Raw genomic sequence first — 18,500 nt, 5'->3', positions numbered from 1 at the left:
TCAGCCCCTCACCCCCAGCCGATCCAGATACTCGTGCAACTCAGCCTCGGTGAGGTTGACGTGTTCCACCACCCGCCCGTAAAGCATCACGGTGGGTACCGACCGATCACCAAGCTCCCTCTGGGTCTCATGGAGGACGTACAGGATGATTCGCTCGGTACGGGTCAGGCCGTCCCGGACGTCCGGTATGGTGTCCAGGATAGCGTCCCAGTCAGCGGAATCCATCGGCCCCGCCCTTGGAGACCAACATCCGCACGTCTGCCAGAAATCGGTCCACCTGATCCGTGTTGGTGGCCCAGGAGCACATCAGCCGGCAGCAGCCGCCAATGAAGTTGTAGAAGCGCCAGCCCTTTGCCCTCAGGGCCGCCTGCAGAGCTTCCGGCATATCCACGAACACGCCGTTGACCTGGCGGGGGTAGCGCAACTCCACCCCGGGCAGACCGGCCAGGCCGTCAGCCAGTCGCTCCGCGCAGGCATTGGCGTGACAGGCATTGTCCAGCCAGACGTTATTGGCCAGCAGGCCGCACCAGGGCGCAGAGATGAAGCGCATCTTGGAGCAGAGCTGACCGGCCTGCTTGCAGCGCCATTCGAAATCCTCCGCCAGGGCCCGGTTGAAGAACACCACGGCCTCCCCCAGCGCCAGGCCGTTCTTGGTACCGGAGAAGCAGAGCACGTCCACCCCCACTTTCCAGGTGATCTCGGACGGGTGCACACCCAGCGCCGCCACCGCGTTGGCGAAACGGGCGCCGTCCATGTGGATGCTGAGCTTGTGGCGATCCGCGACGGCGCGAATGGCCCGCAGCTCGTCCGGTGTGTAAACAGTGCCCAGCTCGGTGGCCTGGGTCACGCTCAAGGCCTTGGGCTTTGGGTAGTGGATGTCGGTGCGCCGGGTCACCAGCTGCTCGATGCTCTCGGGGGTCAGCTTGCCGTCTGCGCCCTGCCCCAGCAGCAGCTTGGCGCCGTTGGAGGCGTACTCCGGGCCGCCGCACTCGTCGGTCTCGATGTGGGCCACCTCGTGGCAGATCACGCTGTGAAACGACTGCCCCATGGAGGCCAGGGCCAGGGAATTGGCGGCCGTGCCGTTGAACACAAAGTAGACATCGCAGTCGGTGTCGAACAGCGCCCGCAGACCGTCCGAGGCCCGCTGGGTCCAGGCGTCCTCGCCGTAGGCCGGTTCGTCCGCCCGGTTGGCCTCCGCCATGGCCGCCCAGGCCTGTGGGCAGACGCCGCTATAGTTGTCACTGGCAAACTGTTCGGACTGGGACAAAAGCTTTCTCCTGTCAGCGTAAGCAGATAGATGACCCTTTCGTTTACCACGAAGACCGCGAAACCGCCAGCGCAACCCCTGACCTCAATTCTGGATCGAACGGTTACGACGGCCGGACAGGCTTGAGCGGGTCGGCGATCTGGCCCCGGCGCTGGTGCGCTGGCGCCGGGGTCGCAAAACTCGCTATTGTTCAATAACCGGTTTCAACCGACACTGGCCGGTCTCCACAGACAATCGTAAGGAACGGACAATGCTAGAGAGTATGGCCTGGATACCGCAGAACTTTACCCTGCCGGACTCCATGCTGAGACTGGTGATCAGTACCTTCTTGCTGATCCTTGCGGTTATTATCCTGCGCACTCTGACAGCCCGCTTTATTCGCCGGAACGTATCCTCATCGGAGTTGCGAGGCCGGTTGCTGGTCAACTCCCGTAACGCCTTCCTGCTGATCGCGGTGCTCGGGCTGGTTATGATCTGGGGTGACCAGATCCGGGCCCTGGCGCTGTCCATCGTGGCCATTGCGGTGGCTTTCGTGGTGGCCACCAAGGAGCTGATCCTGTGCGTCAGCGGTGCCATCCTCAAGGGCGGCGCGGGTTCCTTTAATATTGGTGACCGCATCCAGGTCAAGGATTTCCGCGGCGATGTCATCGACCAGAGCCTGCTCGCCACCACCATTCTGGAGGTAGGCCCGGGCAAGACCAGCCACCAGCGTACCGGTCGCATGATCGTGATTCCCAACGCCCTGTTCGTTTCCGAGCCGGTGATCAATGAAAGCTTTACCGACCACTGGGATTTTCACGTCTTCACTGTGCCCTTCAAACGCGAGGACGACTGGCACGCGGCCCAGAAGGCCTTGCTGGAGGCCGCCAATCGCCACTGCGCGCCCTACCTGGAGTCAGTGCGCAAGTACATGAACAAGGTAGGCGTCTCCCGCGGCCTGGAAGTGCCGTCGGTGGACCCGAGGGTCATCATCCAGGCACCGGTTGCCAGTGAGATCCATCTCACCGTGCGGCTGCCCGCCAAATCCGGCCAGCGCAGCTACATTGAGCAGGCGATCCTGTCCGAGGTGTTCGCCACCACCAACTTCTCCGCCAAGAAAACCAAGCCCGCCGACGACAAGCCTGCGGAAGACGCCGCTGAGGACGACATGCCGTAACCACCGGCGATGACGCTGGCATTCGAAAAACCGCCGGGGCTGGACTAAGCTCGTGAAATGCGATCCGGAGGCGGCCCTAGCCAGCGTCTGCCGGTTCTTTCCGGTTTCCCGGCCCGCCCGGCAATTTGAGGTCGAAGTATGGCCCATGGCACTGTTTCTGCGTTTTTCGTGATCCTGCTCAGTCTGTTGAGCTCCAGCCTGGCGGCGGAATCCATCGTCCTGGCGGCGGAGGATGATTACTACCCTTTCTCGGCCGAGGTGGACGGTGAGCTGGTGGGTCTGGTGCCCGAGCTGGCCAGTGCCGCCTATGCCGAAGTGGACAGGGACGTGAGGTTTGTCGTCGGCCCTTTTCCCCGGGCCCTGATGCTCACCGAAACCGGCCAGGTGAGCGGCGGTTTCACCGGTGCCATCGATGACTCCAACCGCGACGACTTCCACTGGCATCAGACACCGCTGACCAGCGTGCGCCTGATGATCTGGGGCCGGACCGGCAACCGGGAACAGGGTCTCTCGGCGGAGGACATGGAGGGCAAACGGGTTTCGGTGACCCGCGGCTTCTTCTACACCGACGCCATTGATCAGAATGACCGGGTCAAAAAGACTGTCGCTCCCTCCGATGAGGCCAGCATGAAAATGCTCGCCCTGGGCCGCTCCGATTACGCCCTGGTAACCGAACAGATTGGCCGATCCATCGTGGCGAATGCCTCCAGTCCCTCCCTCAAAGGCAAGGTCGAGGCGGTCGGTCTGATTCAGGAGGTGCCTGTCTACATTTTCTTTTCCAAGAGCCATCCGGAGGGTGGCAAAGCCGCCCGGCTGTTCCAGCAGGGCCTTGAAATCCTGATCGAGAAGGGCGAATACCGGCGTCTGCTGGATCGCTGGCTGGCCCCTGCCGACCGGTCCTGAGGCATCAGCGCCCAGAATCGCGCACCCGCAGCGGGGCTGCTGGTTATTACGTACCAATAAAAGCTTGGCGATCCCATCAACCTGGGGTACTGTGGCCGCGTAGAAAAGATTTGTTCAGCAGTTCACGAATAAGACGCCTGTCGAGTTTTTGGTAGTTCACGTCCTGTTTTTGATCCTTCATATTTTTTCCGCGCAACGCCGATCGGCCATCATTCCGATGGAACGGCGGCAAACTTAATGACCAGAATCAGGAAATTTATCCATGTCTACTACTACCGGCACCGTCAAGTTCTTCAACGAAGCAAAAGGCTTTGGCTTTATCACTCGTGAGAGCGGCCCGGACGTTTTCGTTCACTTCAGCGCCATTCAGGGCAGCGGCTTCAAGACCCTGGCAGAAGGCCAGCAGGTTGAGTTCACCGTGACTCAGGGCCAGAAAGGCCCCCAGGCGGAAAATGTAGTCGCTATCTAACTAGCCGACCACATGATGAAAAAAGGCAGCCTCGGCTGCCTTTTTTGCGTCTGCTGATTACTGCAGGCCCAGGTGCTTGGCATCGGTCTCGATGCAGCGGTCCAGCAGGGCCAGATAATCCGCCTTGGTTTTCTGCTTGGTCTGCTGATGCGCCCGCATGTTCAGCTTCTTGAAGGCTTCGGCCACCGCAGTCGCCCGCGCCATCAGCTGGCCCGGCGCCACGATCTCATCCAGGAAGCCGGCCGTTACCGCCTGCTCCGGCTCGAAGATTTCCGCATTCACCACTGACCGATAGAAATGCGACGGCGACAGACGATGACGGGCAATCTCGATACCGGCATGGTGCATGGTCATGCCGATGGCCACCTCGTTCAGGCCCAGCTTGAAGCCGCCTTCCACCCCGATTCGGTAATCCACTGAGAGCAGGATGAACGCGCCCTTGGCAATGGCGTGGCCACTGCAGGCCGCAATCACCGGCAGCGGGAATCCGGCCAGGCGACGGGCCAGGGTGGAACCCACCTTGACCAGGCTGGCAGCCTCCTGGGGGCCCTTCTGCATTTCCTTGAGGTCGTAACCGCCTGAGAAGATTCCGGTCTGGCCGGTCAGGATGACCACCGCCTTGTCCTGCTCGGCCTGATCCAGGGCCCGGTTCAGGGCCTCGAAGACCGGGTGGCTCAAGGCATTGGCCTTGCCGTTGGTGATGGTGATGGTGGCAATGCCTTCGTTCAGTTCGTAACTTACAAGGTCCGTCACGGGCCTGTCCTCTTGTGGTGTTGAATTCGGTTGCAACGCACTCTGCCAGCTTCCGGGATCGGCTTCAAAGCCATTTCACCCCATGAACATCCGCCGGGCCAGGGCCAGACCCCTTAAGCCACTTGCCGAGATAGCCGCCAGCAGCCCCCCGATCATGCCTCCGGCCACGCCGCAGGTCATGACGTCCTGACCGGTCAGGTAGAGGCCGGGGATCCGGGTCTTGGGCTTGAGCCAGTCCTGCTCGAAACGCTCCGGGGTGTGGTCCAGGCCGTAGATCTCGCCCTTGCTGTAGCGGCAGAAGTAATCGGTGGAGAGCGGCGTGGAAAGCTCATAATAATCCACCTTGCCCTCCAGATGCGGGAACTTGTCGTAGAGTTTGGCCAGCAGGCGCTGGGCGTAGGCTTCTTTTTTCGCCTCGTATTCCTCACCACGCTTGCCCCAGGTCCTGTCGGCCCAGTCCGCGTACCACTCGTAGGGGCCCGGCGCCACGATCTCGATGGTGGCCCGGCCGGGGTAGCGGCTGGCAAAGCTGGGGTCCTTGGCGGAGGGGAAGGAGATGTAGGTCAACGGAATGTCGGTGTCATCCGGTGCCGCCATGAAGTCGCTTACCTGCTTCTCGTAGTCCGGGCCCGGATAGATCCAGTAATTGGTGCGCGGCAGCTGCAGGTTCTCGGCGGTATCCTCGAGCCCGATGTACAGACAGTTGCTGGCCATGGAGCGCTGCACTGTCTCTAGCTTCTGGCGATAGTAGTCCCTGTGGGGCGCGTCTTCCGGCAGCAGGCGGTCAAAGGTATTGAACACCCCGGCGTTGCTGAACACCACGGGCGCCCTCACCTCCTCGCCATCCGCCATGAGCACCCCCACGGCGCGGCCTTTCTCCACCAGTATCTGTTTCACATCGGCGTAGGTGAGCACCTCACCGCCGGCGCGCTGGATCACCGGAATGATGGTCTTGGCGATTTCCGACGCTCCGCCCACCGGATAATAGCCGCCGTACAGGTAGTGGCGGGCAATCAGGGCGTGAATGATAAAGCTGGACTCGGCCGGCGGCAGACCGTTGTCGCCCCACTGGCCGGTGAGCACGGCGATCAGCTCCTGATTGTCGGTCAGCCCTTCGAGCACCTCCCGGGTGGGCCGGTTGAGATAGTCCGGGGCCACCCGGCCCACCAGCTTACGCAGGGGGCCGGCCGCCAGGTCCGGCAGGACCTTGCCCAGCACCAGGCCGGGCATGGCCTTGGCCACCTGACGCAAGTACACCAGGTAGGTATCAATAGCCGCTTCCTCACTGGGGAAGGCCGCTTTCAGCTCCGCCTTGAAGGCCTCGGGGCCGGCCACCAGGTCCACGTGGCGGTCACCGATGAAAATGCGGTCGTAGTGATCGTCCAGGGGTGCCCATTTGAGCTGGCCGTCAGTGATGTGGTCGAACAGGCGCTTGCCCAGGGTGTGGTCCGCCCCCATGTCGCCGATGTAGTGCACACCCACATCCCATTCGTAGCCGTTGCGGTCGTAGCTGTGGGTAAAGCCGCCGGCGGTGTAGTGCTGTTCCAGCACCACCACCTTGCGGCCCAGTTTGCTAAGGCAGGCGGCGGTGGTCAGCCCGCCAATGCCGGAGCCGATCACAATGGCGTCATAGGGGCCATCGAGGCGATTGGCCCGATAGCGACGGCCGACACGGATGGTACTGGGTTTGGGGCTGCTCATAGCGGATTCTCCTGGGTGTTCTCAGAGCGGGATACCGAGCCATCCATCAGCAGGGTCAGTACCCCTTCGGCCAGCATGGGTTCAGCGCGGCCACCGGGAAGGTGGCCATCGATGGTCAGTTGCGAAAGGCCGTGCACCAGCGACCAGGCGGCCGCCGTCATCAGGGCCAGGGGCACGGGCTTGAGGTAGCCGCAGCGCTGGCCGCGGGCGATGGTGTCCTCCAGCACCTGGAAGGCGCCACGGCCGGCCGCCTCCAGCCGCGGGTGACCCGCTTTGGGCAGCACCCGGCCGCCGAACATGAGGCGGTAGAGATTGGGTTCGTCCTGGGCGAAGGCGACATAGACCAGGCCGATATCAATCAGGGCCCGCCGCGGCTCCGCCTGATCCACACCGAGCAGACGCTCCCGCAGGCTGGTGAAACCGGCAATGGCCAGCTCCGCCAGCAGACTCTCCCGGTCGGCATAATGGCGGTACAGGGCCGGAGCACTGACCCCCAGCTGCTTGGCCAGGCCGCGGAGGCTAAGGGCGGCATCGCCCTCCGCCCTCAGGGTCTCCAGTGCCAGCTGATGGGCCTGCTGGGGCAGGTCACCGTGATGATAGGCCGGTCTTTGCATGCAGTCGCTACCTGGATTCGTTGTGAGTTAACGCCGATAACATTGTTATCATGGATAACATCACGAAACCCGTCACGCCGTCAAATGAAATTTCAGCTTCAGCGGCTACAGTGATGGGGAGGCAACACATCCACGCGAGGACCCAGCCAATGGCAGAGATTTCCAACAGCTTCCCGGCCGAGACCTGGCATTACCGGCACGACACCCCGGTGCTCGCCGATTACCCCACCGCCGTCGCCGACGACCTCGCACTGCCGGACCTGGAGACCAGCCTGAAGGACATCGGTGAGCACCATCGCCGGCTCTGGGCCAACCGGGCCAAAAGCCTGCTGTTCATCGTTCACGGGCTGGACGCCAGCGGCAAGGACAGCCTGATCCGGACCCTGGCCGCCTACATGGACCCGGCCGGTTTCCATGCCTGGTCGTTCTCCCGCCCCGAGGGCGCCGAACAGCGCCACGATTTCCTGTGGCGGGCAGTGCCGCTGCTGCCGGGCTTTGGAGAGGTGGCGGCCTTCAGCCGAAGCCATCACGAGGCAGTGATTGCGGAACGGGCCTGGCCGGTGTGGAAAGACCACGCTTACGACTGGGAGGCGCGCTATGCCTCGATCCGGTTCTTCGAGCGCCATCTGGTGCAGGAGGGCACCACCGTGCTGAAGTTCTGGCTCAACCTGTCGGAGAAGGAACATCGGCGCCGGCTGCTCAAACGCCTGGACAAGCCCCACAAGCAGTGGAAATTCGATCCGGCGGATATCAGCGCCTGGGAGCGCCGGGATGAGCTATTACAGTACACCGAGGCCGCCATCGCCGCGACTCATCTGCCCGAGGCACCCTGGCTGATCATCCCCGGCGACAACAAACCCGATGCCCGCGCCATCATCGCCCGGCTGCTAGCGGATCAGCTCAGGAGCCTGGCGCCGGAGTACCCACCCTCGGACCAGGCGGTGCTGGACAAATACCGGAAGCTGCTGAAAGGCTAGGGTCTGGCCCGGCGCTCACCCTGGCTCACACCGGCCAGTCGGCGGCGTCCACCAGGTGCAGGCCGACCGGCTGGGAGGAGCGGCCGCGCCAGCGGGTGACGAACTCGCCGTCAGGGTCGAACTCTTCGGCCTGTTTGTCGAGATTGAAATGCCGCAAGCCCCGGGGGTCCGCGCCTACCCCCGCCAGGTACTGCCAGTTGCCATAGTTGCTGGCCACGTCGTAGTCCACCAGCTGCTCCTCGAACCAGGCGGCGCCGTAGCGCCAGTCCAGCTCCAGCTCGTTCACCAGGCAACTGGCAACGATCTGGCGGCAGCGGTTGCTGATGTAGCCAGTCTCCCGCAGCTGGTTCATGGCGGCGTTCACCAGAGGATACTCGGTGCTGCCGGCACACCAGGCCTTGAAGCGATGGGGGTAGAAGGACACATTGCGTTTGCGCCGCTGGACCCCATCGCGGCGGAAGAGGCGGGCGCCGTGGCGGAAGGCATACCAATGGAAATACTCCCGCCACAGCAGCTCGAACCAGAGCCAGTAGGTGGAGTCGTTTTTCACATGCCGGCGCTCGTAATCGGCAAGGGTTTCGGCCACCTCCCGGGCCGAGACGCTGCCGTTCGCCAGCCAGGGGGAGAGCCGGGAGTAGGCGTCCGGGTCATCCAGGGCGTTTCGGGTCTGCTTGTAGCGCGCGATGCCGTGATCCTCGAACAGGAACCTGTGCAGCCTCTCCAGCCCGGCTGCTTCACCGCCGATGGACAGCAGCGGCTGCAGGGGTTCGGGTATGGCCGGGCACAGGCCCCGATTGTCCTCGGGAAAACCCGGCGCCGGCGGCAAGGCCGTCAGGGTACGGATGCGCAGCGCCTCGGCGTTGCGGGCACCGGCTTTCTCTACCCGCTTGCGGAACTGGGAGAAAGTATCCGGCAACTCGGCCAGGGGCATGGGCAGCGAGCCTTCGGTGAACAGGCCAAGGGTCTCGAACTGCTGGAACACGGTCTTGGGCAAGCGCTCCTGCAGGCTCTGCCATTGTCCGGCCTCACGGGTGCCCGGCAGGCGCGAGCGTACTACCCGGTCGATGCCGTGGTCGTGCACCAGCTCCGGAATAACCTCTTCGGGGTCGCCGAAGGCAATATGCAGCCGCTGTCCCAGCGGCCGCAGACTGCGCTCCAGCGCCATCAGGCTCTGCCACAGAAAGCGCCAGCGGTGATCCCCCATGATGCGGCACTGGAAAGGCCCGGGAGAAAACCAGTCAGGCTCCACCACGAACACGCACAGCAGCATGTCCGAGCGGGCAGCCGCCAGCAGCGCTGCGTTGTCATGGAGCCGGAGATCGCGGGTAAACCAGTAAAGTGTGTGCAATGCTCAAGTCCCCTTTGTCGTTGTGCGGAATACGCTCAGACCGCCAAATAAGTTCTGCCGGCGTCGGACCAGAACCGGCAACTGCTACACTGGCGACTAACGCCGACGCTATCCACCAGCTCAGGAGGCACCGATGATCGACGAGACCGATATCAAGCACCTGGACCGCTGCATCGAGCTGGCCACCATGGCCCTGGACAGCGGCAACGACCCCTTCGGCTCGGTACTGGTGGACGAACATGGGGATGTCCGCCAGGAAGGCCACAACGAGACCGCCAGCGGCGACAACACCCGCCATCCGGAATTTGCGCTGGCACGCTGGGCCGCCGCCAACATGACCCCGGACGAGCGCGCTGCCGCCACTGTCTATACCTCCGGCGAACACTGCCCCATGTGTGCCGCAGCGCACGGCTGGGTGGGCCTGGGCCGGATCGTCTATGCCAGCTCCTCGAGCCAGTTGCTGGGCTGGCTGGAGGAAATGCAGGTTCCAGCGCCGCCGGTGAAGGCTCTGGCCATCAACGAGGTTGTACCCGGCGTGCCGGTGGAAGGGCCCTTTCCGGCCCTGGCGGAGGCGGTTCGCGACCTGCACCGGCGCTACCACGGCAAGGGCTAGGCTCACCCGGCTGCGTCCGGAGGTGCCCCAAGCCTCCGGGCAGGCTATCATCGCCTTCTTTGACCATCCCCAGAGCCGCCATGGCACGTTTTACCGAGATAGGCACGGCCACCATCCCCGGCAAGGGGACCCAGCTTCGCCTGCTGCAACGCAACGATGAGTTCTCCATTAAGATCGCCGGCACCACCGGTGAGCTGATGAACAGCCGGCTTCATGGCTCCGAGGACGCCCTGGCCACGCTGGCCTGCGAGCGGATCGCGGACCAGCCCGAGCCTCATGTTCTGATCGGCGGTCTGGGCATGGGCTTTACCCTGGCTGCCGCCTTGGCGTCACTGGGGCAGTCGGCTACTGTGACCGTCGCGGAACTGGTGCCGGAGGTGGAAGTGTGGAACCGGGGGCCCCTGGGGGCCGCCGCCGGCAATCCCCTCAACGACCCCCGGACCCGGGTTCATATCGGCGATGTGGCGGAACTGCTGCGAAGCGGTGACGGGGCCTACGATGCCATCCTGCTGGACGTGGACAACGGCCCGGAAGGGCTTACCCGCAAGGAGAACAACTGGCTCTACACGCCGGCCGGCATCGCCGCGGCCCAGCGGGCCCTCAGGCACGAGGGCGTGCTGGCCTACTGGTCGGCCGGCCCGGAACCCGCCTTCACCGAGCGCCTGCGACGAGCCGGCTTTGCCGTGGAGGCGGTGGTGGTGCGGGCCTTGCGGCCCGGCAAGGGCGCCCGCCACACCATCTGGCTGGCCTGGTGATCGGCTGAAGGCACCCTCAGGAGCGGGTCAGAAGCTGTCCATGGCCTCCTGCAGATCGCGCTTGAGCTCCTCCGGCTCGGTGATCCACAGGGTGTCATCAAGGCCGGGAAACACCCCGACATCGAGTCCGTCCCGGGCCAGCCCAGGCACCCATTTGCGGAAAAAATCCGGCAGCGGAATCGCCCTGGGGGACAGGTCGTCAGAGCCCTTAGCGTATTCGGCGGCGAACTCCGCACTGGGCCACACCGGCAGGTGCTCGATCTCGCCGTCCTCAGCCACGATCTTCAGGAACCGGTTGTCCGCATTGACCAGAATCCAGACCTCCCGGTCCTCGGCCACCTGGCTGAGAAAATAGTCGTAGCGTTCTTCGCCGTCGAGCTCGAGTACGGCATTCAGGGGATTGTTGCTCATGGTCTGACTCATTGTTGGATCGAGGGACAGTCGTGGCATTACAAGAACCGGCGGTTCAGTTCCGAGAATCGCGGCTCGCCGCCAGAATGTCCAGCGCGCGGCGACGCTTTTCGGGGTCGTGGATGTCCACGGTGAACATCAGCTCCTCCACCTCCACGCCGGCGAGGATCGGCTCCAGCTGGCGGTTCAGATCCTCTGCGGACCCCATCACCTGCAGCGCCAGGAAATCCTTCACGGCGGCGGCCTCACCGGCATTCCAGAGGCCGTCCATGGTTTCCACCGGTGGCTTCATCCACAACGGCTGGCCGCGGAACAGCGCCAGGATCCGCTGGTAGCTGGTGGTGGTGAGCCATCTTGCCTCCGCCAGGGTCTCGGCCGGAACCGCCGGCAGCGCCAGCATGCCGTGGGGCCGCGACATTTGCTGTGAGGGCCGGAACTGGCTGCGGTAGACCCGCAGGGCCTCACGGTAAAGGCGCGGCGCAAAATGGCCAGCAAAGGCGTAGGGCAGCCCGTACATGGCCGCCAGCTGGGCGCTGTAGAGACTGGAGCCCAGCAGCCAGATCGGCACGTTGGTGCCGGCACCGGGAATCGCCTTCACCTGCTGGCCGGGCTGCAATGGCCCCAGCAGGGCCTGCAGCCGCGCCACATCCTCGGGGAACTGCTCCGGCCCAAGACCATCCCGCCGCAGCGCCCGGGAAGTGACCGGATCGGTGCCGGGTGCCCGACCCAGGCCCAAGTCGATGCGACCCGGGTAGAGACTTTCCAGGGTGCCGAACTGCTCGGCGATCACCAGGGGCGGATGATTGGGCAGCATCACGCCGCCGGAACCGACCCGGATGGATTCGGTCTTGCCGGCAATGTGGCCGATCAGCACCGAGGTGGCCGAGCTGCTGATACCTTCCATGTTGTGGTGCTCGGCCAGCCAGAATCGCTTGAAACCCAGTGCTTCGGCATGCCGGGCGTAGGCGACGCTGTTGGCCAGAGTGGTGCCCACCGAGTCGCCCTCGCGAACCGAGGCCAATTCCAGCAGCGAGTAATCAGGTTGTCCAGACATGGGGTTACGAATCAGCGGGTCATCGGGCATGGTTTTTTCGATCGTGACGCAAACTTTGTACACTCAGCTTAAACTCTAACCCCAACGGCTTTCCATCACCGCCGGGGCGCCCGAACACAAGGACTTGCAATGAGCTACCGATTCGAGGACCTGAAGAAAAGTTGCCACCACGAGTGGCAGGCCTACATCAACCATGACTTCGTACGCCAACTGGGGAATGCCTCACTGGCACCTGATGCCTTTCGCCATTACCTCAAGCAGGACTACCTGTTCCTGATCCAGTTCGCCAGGGCCTTTGCGCTGGCGGCCTACAAAAGCCCCACCCTGGCGGACCTGAAACAGGCCAAGGCCGGCCTGCAGGCCATTGTGGACGTGGAGCTGGGACTGCATGTGAGCTATTGCCGGGAATGGGGCATCAATGAGGACGAACTGTCACGCCTGCCGGAAGCCAGGGCTACCCTGGCCTACACCCGTTACGTGCTGGATACCGGCAACCGCGGCGACCTGCTGGACCTGCACGTGGCACTGGCGCCCTGCATGGTGGGCTACGGCGAGATTGCCAACTGGCTGAACTCGAGATCCGAGACCCTGCGGGGAGAGCAGAATCCATTCGACGCCTGGATCGGCATGTACGAGAGCGATGACTTCCAGCAGGCGATGCAGGCGGAAATCCAGTGGCTCGATGCCCACCTGGCGGAGGTCACCCCCGCCCGGTTCCAGCAGCTGAGCCGGATCTTCAGCGAGGCCACCCGGCTGGAGATCGATTTCTGGGAGATGGGCCTGGAACAACGCCTGTAGACCGGCCCCGCTCCAGGGCTCGCAAAGCCTTGGTGGGCGCCGCGCCGGGTCAGTCGTTCGGCTTCAGAATGACACTGATATTGCCGCTGCGCTCCAGGCACATCTTGCTCACCCGGCTCAGGTCCTCCTCACTGGCGGCCTCCCGCAGGGCAGACATGAGATCATTCTCGCTGATGTGAGCCTCTCGCATGGTCTGCCACTGGATCTCACCCTCCTTTACCAGCACATGGGTCTTGCCCTTCACCAGGGTGCCGAACCAGCTCTGGTGAAAGGCGATGCCGGCGAACAGGTAATGCAGGGCGGTCAGCACGAAGGCGGCCACCAGGTGGGGGATGAAGTGTTGCTCCGTCAGGATCGAGCGGCTGAGGATGGAGCCGATCATGATGGCCATGATGATATCGAAGGCCGAGAATTTGCCGACAAAACGCTTGCCGCCGAGCCGCACAAGCACGATACCCACGATGTAGATCAACAGCGCCCGCAGTGCCATGCGCCAGGCCGTGAGTTCCTGCCCCTCGAGCCCAAAGGCCCAACTGCTCCACACCCAGATGAACTCCATGATTCCCTCCTCCGGTTGACCCCGCTCGTTCCGGCCGGCGTTGCATGACCCGGCGTTATAAACCCGCGGTCATACCACAGAATCGGGCATCGAAACCTGAGCATCAAGGGTACCGTGCCACACCGGTAGTGCCATGTCCTCCGGCTCCTCCACCGGCCCACCGGTGCGGGTCTTGAACGCACCCTCCCGGATCGGGATGCGAAACAGCGCCGTGGCCTGGCGCTCTTTGGCATTGGGCAGGCGTACCTGCTCCCAGCGCCCGGGCTCCAACTGGTTGATGATGGCCCGGAAGGCGGCATCGAACTCGGCCTGTTCGGTGACTCGCGTGGCGGTACCGAACAGTACCAGGGACTGGTAGTTGGCGCTGTGATTGAAGGCGGACTTGGTCATCACCCACTGTTCGGTCACCGCAAACGACAGGCAAAGCTGGACACCGGCGTCCAGGCGCCGTGACAGGCGACCGCCGTTCAGGGTGTGAAGGTAGAGATCGTCGTCCAGCCGCCAGGCGGTGATAGGAATGATGCGAGGCTCGCCATCCTCCACGAAAGCCACATGAGCGGTCTTGAGACGGTCGATCAGCGCGTAGGCCGGGGCACGCTCGTAGCTGGCACGTTTCGCCGCCCGCCTGACCTGGCTGCGGGGACAGCAGGACAGCGGCGCTGGATCGGCGGCAACGGAATTTCTGGTGGTCACGGTAAGCTTCCTCTTCGGCAGTGCGATTCAGGAGCCCATTAGAGAAAACATCTGATACCATCGAAAGATCCAGATTGCGAATTTTCTTGGGACCAGTTGCCGTGACCGACGACATCCACCTGGAAGGCTCCGCCTCTCTGCAGCAGCAGCTCTACCAGCAGCTTTCGCAACGCATCGTCGAGCAACGCTACCCTCCGGGCCGGCGCCTGCCTTCCAGCCGGCAACTGGCCCAGGATCTGGGGGTCAGCCGCAATACCGTGAACGCGGTCTACGAGCAGCTCAAAGCCGAGGGGTTCGTACGCAGCCGCAGCGGCCAGGGGGTGTTCGTCCACGAGGACATCGAGCGGGCGCTCCAGCGACCGGTCCCACCGGCCCGTCCAAGGCCATTGGCGACCGCTCCCATGACCCTGCCTCCCCTGCCGCGAAAGCCGGTAGCAGGAGCCGGAGCCGGAGACGACGCCAACCTGCCGTTTCAGCCAGGCCTGCCGGACCTGGACGCCTTTCCTATCCGCAGCTGGAACCGCATCCTGCATCATCAGGAGAGCCGTCGAAGCCTTCGGGGCTATGACAGCATCGAGGGCTACGCGCCCCTGCGCCAGGCCATCGCCGACTATGTGCGCAGCGCCCGCGGTGTCCGCTGCCAGGCCGAGCAGGTGATCATCGCCCAGGGCGCACAACAGGCGCTAGCGCTGATCGGTGATGTACTGCTGCAACCCGGCGACCGGGTTTTCAGCGAGAGCCCCGGTTACCGGGGCGCCCGCTATGCCCTCACCCGCCACGGCAACCCCATTGTGCCGGTACCGCTGAAACAGCAGGTGCTGGACGTGGATGGCCTCGCCGAGCTGGGACCGGCACGGCTGCTGTTCTGCACCCCCACCCATCAGTACCCCATGGGGGGAGTGCTGAACGTGGCCCAGCGCATGGCCCTGCTGCAATGGGCCCAGTGCAACCAGACCTGGATCGTCGAGGACGATTACGACAGCGAGTTCCACTTCCACAACAAGCCCTTCGCTGCCATTCAGGGCCTGTTCGACAATGCCCCGGTGCTTTACGTGGGCAGCTTCAGCAAGACCCTGCTGCCGGCGCTGCGGGTGGGTTACCTGATCGCTCCGGAGGGGCTGGTGGAGCACTTCGCGCAGGCAAAACGGGTAAGCGGTGGCGAGAGCCCGCTGCTGGCCCAGGCCACCATCGCCGAGTTCATGGTCAGCGGCCAGTTCAGCCGCCACCTGCGGCGCATGCGCCAGCTCTATCGGGACAAATGGCACCACTTCCAGGACCGGGTGAGTACAGAGCTGGCCGGCCAGTTCACGCCGGTGGCGGAAAGTGCGGGCATGCACCTGGTGCTGGAGGGAGAGTGTGATGACCTGGCGCTGAGCCAGTGGCTGCGAAGCCGGGGATTTGGCAGCACACCCCTGAGCGCGCATTTCATCGGGCACGACGCAAGAACGGGCCTGGTGATGGGTTTTGCCAGCGCCAGCGAACGGCAGATCGACGACTGTGTCCGGACCCTCAGTGAGCGCCCCGTTTGACCCGGTACATGGCGTGGTCGGCGTGGCGGATCAGGCTGTCGCTGTCGTCGCCGTCTTCGGGGTAGACCGCCCAGCCGATGCTGGGGCTCCGCCGCAGGCTGAGGCCCGCCAGATGGTAGGGCTCATGCAGGACGGCCTTGAGTTTTTCCGCGACCTGACGGGCGTCATCGGCCTGCTCGACAGTTTCCAGGAGGACCACGAACTCGTCACCGCCCATGCGCCCGGCGGTATCCATATCGCGGATGCTGCCGCTCAGGCGTGTGGCGACGGCCTGCAGCAGCTGGTCCCCGACGGCGTGGCCATAGGTGTCGTTGATGGTTTTGAAGTCGTTCAGGTCCAGGAACAGCAAAGCCAGGCGGGACTGCTGTCGGCGCGCCCTCGCCAGGGCCGTTTGCAGGCGGTCCGAGAACAGCGCCCGGTTGGGCAGCCCGGTAAGCTGGTCATACTGGGCGAGGCGCTCCATCCGTGCCTGCATCTCGATGCGCTCGGTGGCGGCCGCCAGCTGTACCGCCACGAACTGGACCAGTTCCCGGTCCTGCTGCGAGTAGGCGTCACCCTCCACCTCACTCTGCAACGCCAGCGCCCCGATGACCCCGGTGCCGGTCTCCATCGGCACTCCCAGACTGCTGAAAGTGGTGGCCCCGGCGCCAGCCGGACCGAAGCACACCGCACGCCGGCAGGAAACGACCCGGCGGCAGATGCTCTCGGCCTCTGCCAGCCGGCGCCCAGCCAAAGCGCCCTCGGGGCGAGCCGAGTACGGCAGGCTGAGCTCGCCGGTGGCAGGCTCGCACAGCGCCAGGGTAAAGCTGGTCGCCGGCAGCAGGGCCTGCACCACCGGGTGGATACGGGCAAACAGGCTGGCAAGGTCCGGGCTGGCGGTGGCCGCTTCGGAAATGGCGTAAAGTGCCGCCCGCATGGACTCGGAGTGGCGGCGCTCGGTCACGTCCCGAGCAACCCCGATCCGCACTCCGTCCGCCTCCGAGTAGCGCGCCGACCACATGATGTGGGCGATGGTGCCGTCCTTGCGCAGGTAGCGGTTCTCGAAATCCAGTTGCGGGCTGCCGGAAAGGACCTTGTTGGCCGACGCCAGGGTTTTCTCCAGGTCTTGCGGGTAGACAAAATCCAGGATACGCCGGCCGATCATTTCGGCCGGCTTGTAACCGAAGATCCGTTCGCCGGCGGCACTGACGAACAGCAGATAACCCTCACGGTCCACCACACAGACCGCGTCCATCAGAAGGTCCGTGAAACTGGCGATAGAGGGGTGATCGAAAAGCGTCATTAGCCGATTATATGGGTTTTCAAGTCATAAGCCACGACCCTCCCGGCCGGCATTAGCAACGGGTAGGATAAGGCAGAATCTGTACCGGAGAGATGGGTGAGAATCGACGCCGTTAACGAGAGCACCTGCATCGTCTATTTCGGCGATCGCATCAGCGATGACACCGCCGCCCTGGTGCGGCGGGCCACCGAGTCCATCCGCCATGATCTGGCGCATCTGGTCACCGACCTGGTGCCTTCCTACACCTCGGTCATGGTCTGCTACAACCCGAATCTGACCGACCGTTTCGGGATCGCGGCCCAGCTGCGCCAGACCCTGGCCCGGGCGCCCAGGACGGAGCAGACGGAAAGCGGCGTCAACACCATCGAACTGCCGGTCTTCTACCACCCGGATGTGGGCCCGGATCTGGACGAGGTCTGCCGGTTCTCCGGCCTGGAGCACGACGAGGTTATACACATCCACAGCGGCCAGAGCTACCGGGTCTACGCCATCGGGTTCAGCCCCGGCTTCGCCTACCTTGGCATCACCGACCCCCGCATCGCCCTGCCCCGCAAGTCGACCCCCAGGCAGAAAGTGCCGACCGGCAGTGTCGGCATTGCCGGTTCCCAGACCGCCATCTATCCAAGCGCCACCCCCGGCGGCTGGCAGATCATCGGCCGCACGCCAAGCAGGATGATCGACTGGGACAGCGATTCGCTGGCGCTGGTACAGGTGGGTGACCGGGTGAGGTTCCGCGCCATTGACCGGCAGGAATTCATCGCGCTGGGGGGCCACCTCGATGAGCTTTGAGGTATTGGACGGTGGCCTGCTGGCGCTGCTGCAGGACTCCGGTCGCCAGGGTTACCAGCACATCGGCGTCACCACTGGCGGACCCATGGATGAGCACGCTTTTCTCTGGGCCAACCGCCTGCTGGGCAACCCGCTGGATGCCGCCCAGATCGAGATCAGCATCGGCAGGTTGAGCCTGCTGGCCCATGACGACACCGTCATCGCCATGACCGGCGCGGATCTCGGCGCCCGCATCAATGGCCGGGAGGCGACGCCCTGGCGCACTTACAACCTCTGCCGGGGCGATTGCATTGAATTCGGCATGCCGGTATCGGGCCTGCGGGCTTATCTCGCCGTGGCAGGCGGTTTCCAGGCCCCGGCTCGGCTCGGCAGCTGTGCCACCGTGGTTCGCGAGGGTCTGGGTGGGCTCCATGGCGACGGCGGCAAACTGGCCAAAGGCGACCGCATCGGCTTTGCGCGTGCTGACCAGAGGCCCGAGGTCCGCGTGCCGGCGGGGGAGATTCCTGACTATCGCCGGGACCTTGAGGTGGGGCTGATCCCGGGCTACCAGTATCGGCAATTTGCCCGCCCTGAACGTATGAAATTCTTGACGGGCACCTATGAAGTAAGCCAACGGATCGACCGCATGGGCTATCGGCTCACCGGCGAGCCCATCCACTCGGAGCTGGACGGCATCATCTCGGAAGGCATCGCCTACGGCGCCATCCAGGTGCCCAGTGACGGTCAGCCCATCGTACTGATGCGGGACCGGCAAACCATCGGCGGCTACCCCAAGATCGGCTGCATCAGCGCCCTGGACGCCGGTGAGCTGGCCCAGCGTGGCCCCGGC

The 18,500-nt window shown here is 64.1% G+C and carries 21 protein-coding genes; 10 read left to right on the top strand and 11 right to left on the bottom strand.

Annotated features, from left to right (window positions below; all coding sequences use genetic code 11):
• Both R3280_RS11150 and R3280_RS11145 read right to left on the bottom strand, forming a co-directional pair.
• Complete coding sequence (locus tag R3280_RS11150; protein WP_318998684.1) at positions 1–225, bottom strand: hypothetical protein; 225 nt, start codon at positions 223–225, stop codon at positions 1–3.
• Positions 212–1,267 carry a low specificity L-threonine aldolase gene (locus R3280_RS11145; protein WP_318998683.1) on the bottom strand — a complete coding sequence of 352 codons (1,056 nt, stop codon included), beginning with the start codon at positions 1,265–1,267 and terminating at the stop codon, positions 212–214. Before R3280_RS11145 ends, R3280_RS11150 begins: the two co-directional genes overlap by 14 nt.
• Positions 1,268–1,517: 250 nt before the next feature.
• On the opposite strand from R3280_RS11145, the gene R3280_RS11140 reads away from it, so the two are divergent.
• The 3 genes from R3280_RS11140 to R3280_RS11130 all read left to right on the top strand — a co-directional run bounded on the left by R3280_RS11140 (position 1,518) and on the right by R3280_RS11130 (position 3,795).
• Positions 1,518–2,423, top strand: a complete 906-nt coding sequence (locus R3280_RS11140) for a mechanosensitive ion channel domain-containing protein (RefSeq protein WP_318998682.1) — start codon at positions 1,518–1,520, stop codon at positions 2,421–2,423.
• Positions 2,424–2,561: 138 nt separating this feature from the next.
• Positions 2,562–3,326, top strand: a complete 765-nt coding sequence (locus R3280_RS11135; RefSeq protein ID WP_318998681.1) for a substrate-binding periplasmic protein — start codon at positions 2,562–2,564, stop codon at positions 3,324–3,326.
• Between the two features lie 262 nt (positions 3,327–3,588).
• Positions 3,589–3,795, top strand: a complete 207-nt coding sequence (locus R3280_RS11130; RefSeq protein WP_318998680.1) for a cold-shock protein — start codon at positions 3,589–3,591, stop codon at positions 3,793–3,795.
• Positions 3,796–3,852: 57 nt separating this feature from the next.
• Here R3280_RS11130 and R3280_RS11125 read toward each other — a convergent pair whose 3' ends face one another.
• The 3 genes from R3280_RS11125 to R3280_RS11115 all read right to left on the bottom strand — a co-directional run bounded on the left by R3280_RS11125 (position 3,853) and on the right by R3280_RS11115 (position 6,863).
• A complete protein-coding gene (locus R3280_RS11125) occupies positions 3,853–4,548 on the bottom strand; it encodes a crotonase/enoyl-CoA hydratase family protein (RefSeq protein ID WP_318998679.1) in 696 nt (231 codons plus the stop codon).
• A 75-nt stretch (positions 4,549–4,623) separates the two neighbouring features.
• Complete coding sequence (locus R3280_RS11120) at positions 4,624–6,249, bottom strand: NAD(P)/FAD-dependent oxidoreductase (protein ID WP_318998678.1); 1,626 nt, start codon at positions 6,247–6,249, stop codon at positions 4,624–4,626.
• Entirely contained in the window at positions 6,246–6,863 is a 618-nt protein-coding gene (locus tag R3280_RS11115; RefSeq protein WP_318998677.1) for a TetR/AcrR family transcriptional regulator, read from the bottom strand. The genes R3280_RS11120 and R3280_RS11115 overlap by 4 nt, the downstream gene beginning before the upstream one ends.
• 149 nt (positions 6,864–7,012) lie before the next feature.
• On the opposite strand from R3280_RS11115, the gene R3280_RS11110 reads away from it, so the two are divergent.
• Positions 7,013–7,840 (top strand): polyphosphate kinase, encoded by an 828-nt coding sequence (locus R3280_RS11110; protein ID WP_318998676.1) that lies wholly within the window; start codon positions 7,013–7,015, stop codon positions 7,838–7,840.
• 25 nt (positions 7,841–7,865) lie between these two features.
• Here R3280_RS11110 and R3280_RS11105 read toward each other — a convergent pair whose 3' ends face one another.
• The gene (locus R3280_RS11105; protein ID WP_318998675.1) at positions 7,866–9,188 is read right to left on the bottom strand and encodes a DASH family cryptochrome; all 1,323 of its coding nucleotides are present in this window, start codon (positions 9,186–9,188) and stop codon (positions 7,866–7,868) included.
• A 133-nt stretch (positions 9,189–9,321) separates the two neighbouring features.
• Between R3280_RS11105 and R3280_RS11100 the strand changes: the two genes are divergently transcribed.
• A complete protein-coding gene (locus R3280_RS11100; RefSeq protein ID WP_318998674.1) occupies positions 9,322–9,801 on the top strand; it encodes a nucleoside deaminase in 480 nt (159 codons plus the stop codon).
• A gap of 80 nt (positions 9,802–9,881) precedes the next feature.
• Positions 9,882–10,556, top strand: coding sequence for a hypothetical protein (locus tag R3280_RS11095; protein ID WP_318998673.1), 675 nt, complete (start codon positions 9,882–9,884; stop codon positions 10,554–10,556).
• Between the two features lie 27 nt (positions 10,557–10,583).
• On the opposite strand, the gene R3280_RS11090 is transcribed toward R3280_RS11095, so the two are convergent.
• Positions 10,584–10,967, bottom strand: coding sequence for a DUF2750 domain-containing protein (locus R3280_RS11090; RefSeq protein WP_318998672.1), 384 nt, complete (start codon positions 10,965–10,967; stop codon positions 10,584–10,586).
• A 55-nt stretch (positions 10,968–11,022) separates the two neighbouring features.
• Entirely contained in the window at positions 11,023–12,021 is a 999-nt protein-coding gene (locus R3280_RS11085; RefSeq protein ID WP_318998671.1) for an LLM class flavin-dependent oxidoreductase, read from the bottom strand.
• A gap of 129 nt (positions 12,022–12,150) precedes the next feature.
• On the opposite strand from R3280_RS11085, the gene tenA reads away from it, so the two are divergent.
• A complete protein-coding gene (gene tenA / locus R3280_RS11080; protein WP_318998670.1) occupies positions 12,151–12,819 on the top strand; it encodes a thiaminase II in 669 nt (222 codons plus the stop codon).
• A 49-nt stretch (positions 12,820–12,868) separates the two neighbouring features.
• Here the strand turns inward: tenA and R3280_RS11075 are convergent, their stop codons facing one another.
• Positions 12,869–13,378, bottom strand: a complete 510-nt coding sequence (locus tag R3280_RS11075; RefSeq protein WP_318998669.1) for a DUF421 domain-containing protein — start codon at positions 13,376–13,378, stop codon at positions 12,869–12,871.
• Between the two features lie 69 nt (positions 13,379–13,447).
• Positions 13,448–14,071, bottom strand: a complete 624-nt coding sequence (locus R3280_RS11070) for a pyridoxamine 5'-phosphate oxidase family protein (protein WP_318998668.1) — start codon at positions 14,069–14,071, stop codon at positions 13,448–13,450.
• A gap of 101 nt (positions 14,072–14,172) precedes the next feature.
• Here R3280_RS11070 and R3280_RS11065 point away from each other — a divergent pair, with 101 nt between their 5' ends.
• Positions 14,173–15,600, top strand: coding sequence for a PLP-dependent aminotransferase family protein (locus tag R3280_RS11065; protein WP_318998667.1), 1,428 nt, complete (start codon positions 14,173–14,175; stop codon positions 15,598–15,600).
• On the opposite strand, the gene R3280_RS11060 is transcribed toward R3280_RS11065, so the two are convergent.
• Positions 15,581–16,882, bottom strand: coding sequence for a diguanylate cyclase domain-containing protein (locus R3280_RS11060; RefSeq protein ID WP_413468771.1), 1,302 nt, complete (start codon positions 16,880–16,882; stop codon positions 15,581–15,583). The two genes, R3280_RS11065 and R3280_RS11060, sit on opposite strands and share 20 nt — an antisense overlap.
• 96 nt (positions 16,883–16,978) lie before the next feature.
• On the opposite strand from R3280_RS11060, the gene pxpB reads away from it, so the two are divergent.
• Both pxpB and R3280_RS11050 read left to right on the top strand, forming a co-directional pair.
• Positions 16,979–17,671, top strand: coding sequence for a 5-oxoprolinase subunit PxpB (pxpB, locus tag R3280_RS11055; RefSeq protein WP_318998665.1), 693 nt, complete (start codon positions 16,979–16,981; stop codon positions 17,669–17,671).
• On the top strand, positions 17,661–18,500 hold an 840-nt coding region (locus R3280_RS11050), incomplete at its 3' end, for a biotin-dependent carboxyltransferase family protein (protein ID WP_318998664.1). The genes pxpB and R3280_RS11050, both read left to right, overlap by 11 nt.

This window comes from Marinobacter sp. (genome assembly GCF_033722195.1).
In the GTDB taxonomy this organism is placed as follows: Bacteria; Pseudomonadota; Gammaproteobacteria; order Pseudomonadales; family Oleiphilaceae; genus Marinobacter.
Note: the sequence above shows the minus strand (reverse complement) of the source record. Positions and strands in the feature narration are given on the sequence as shown.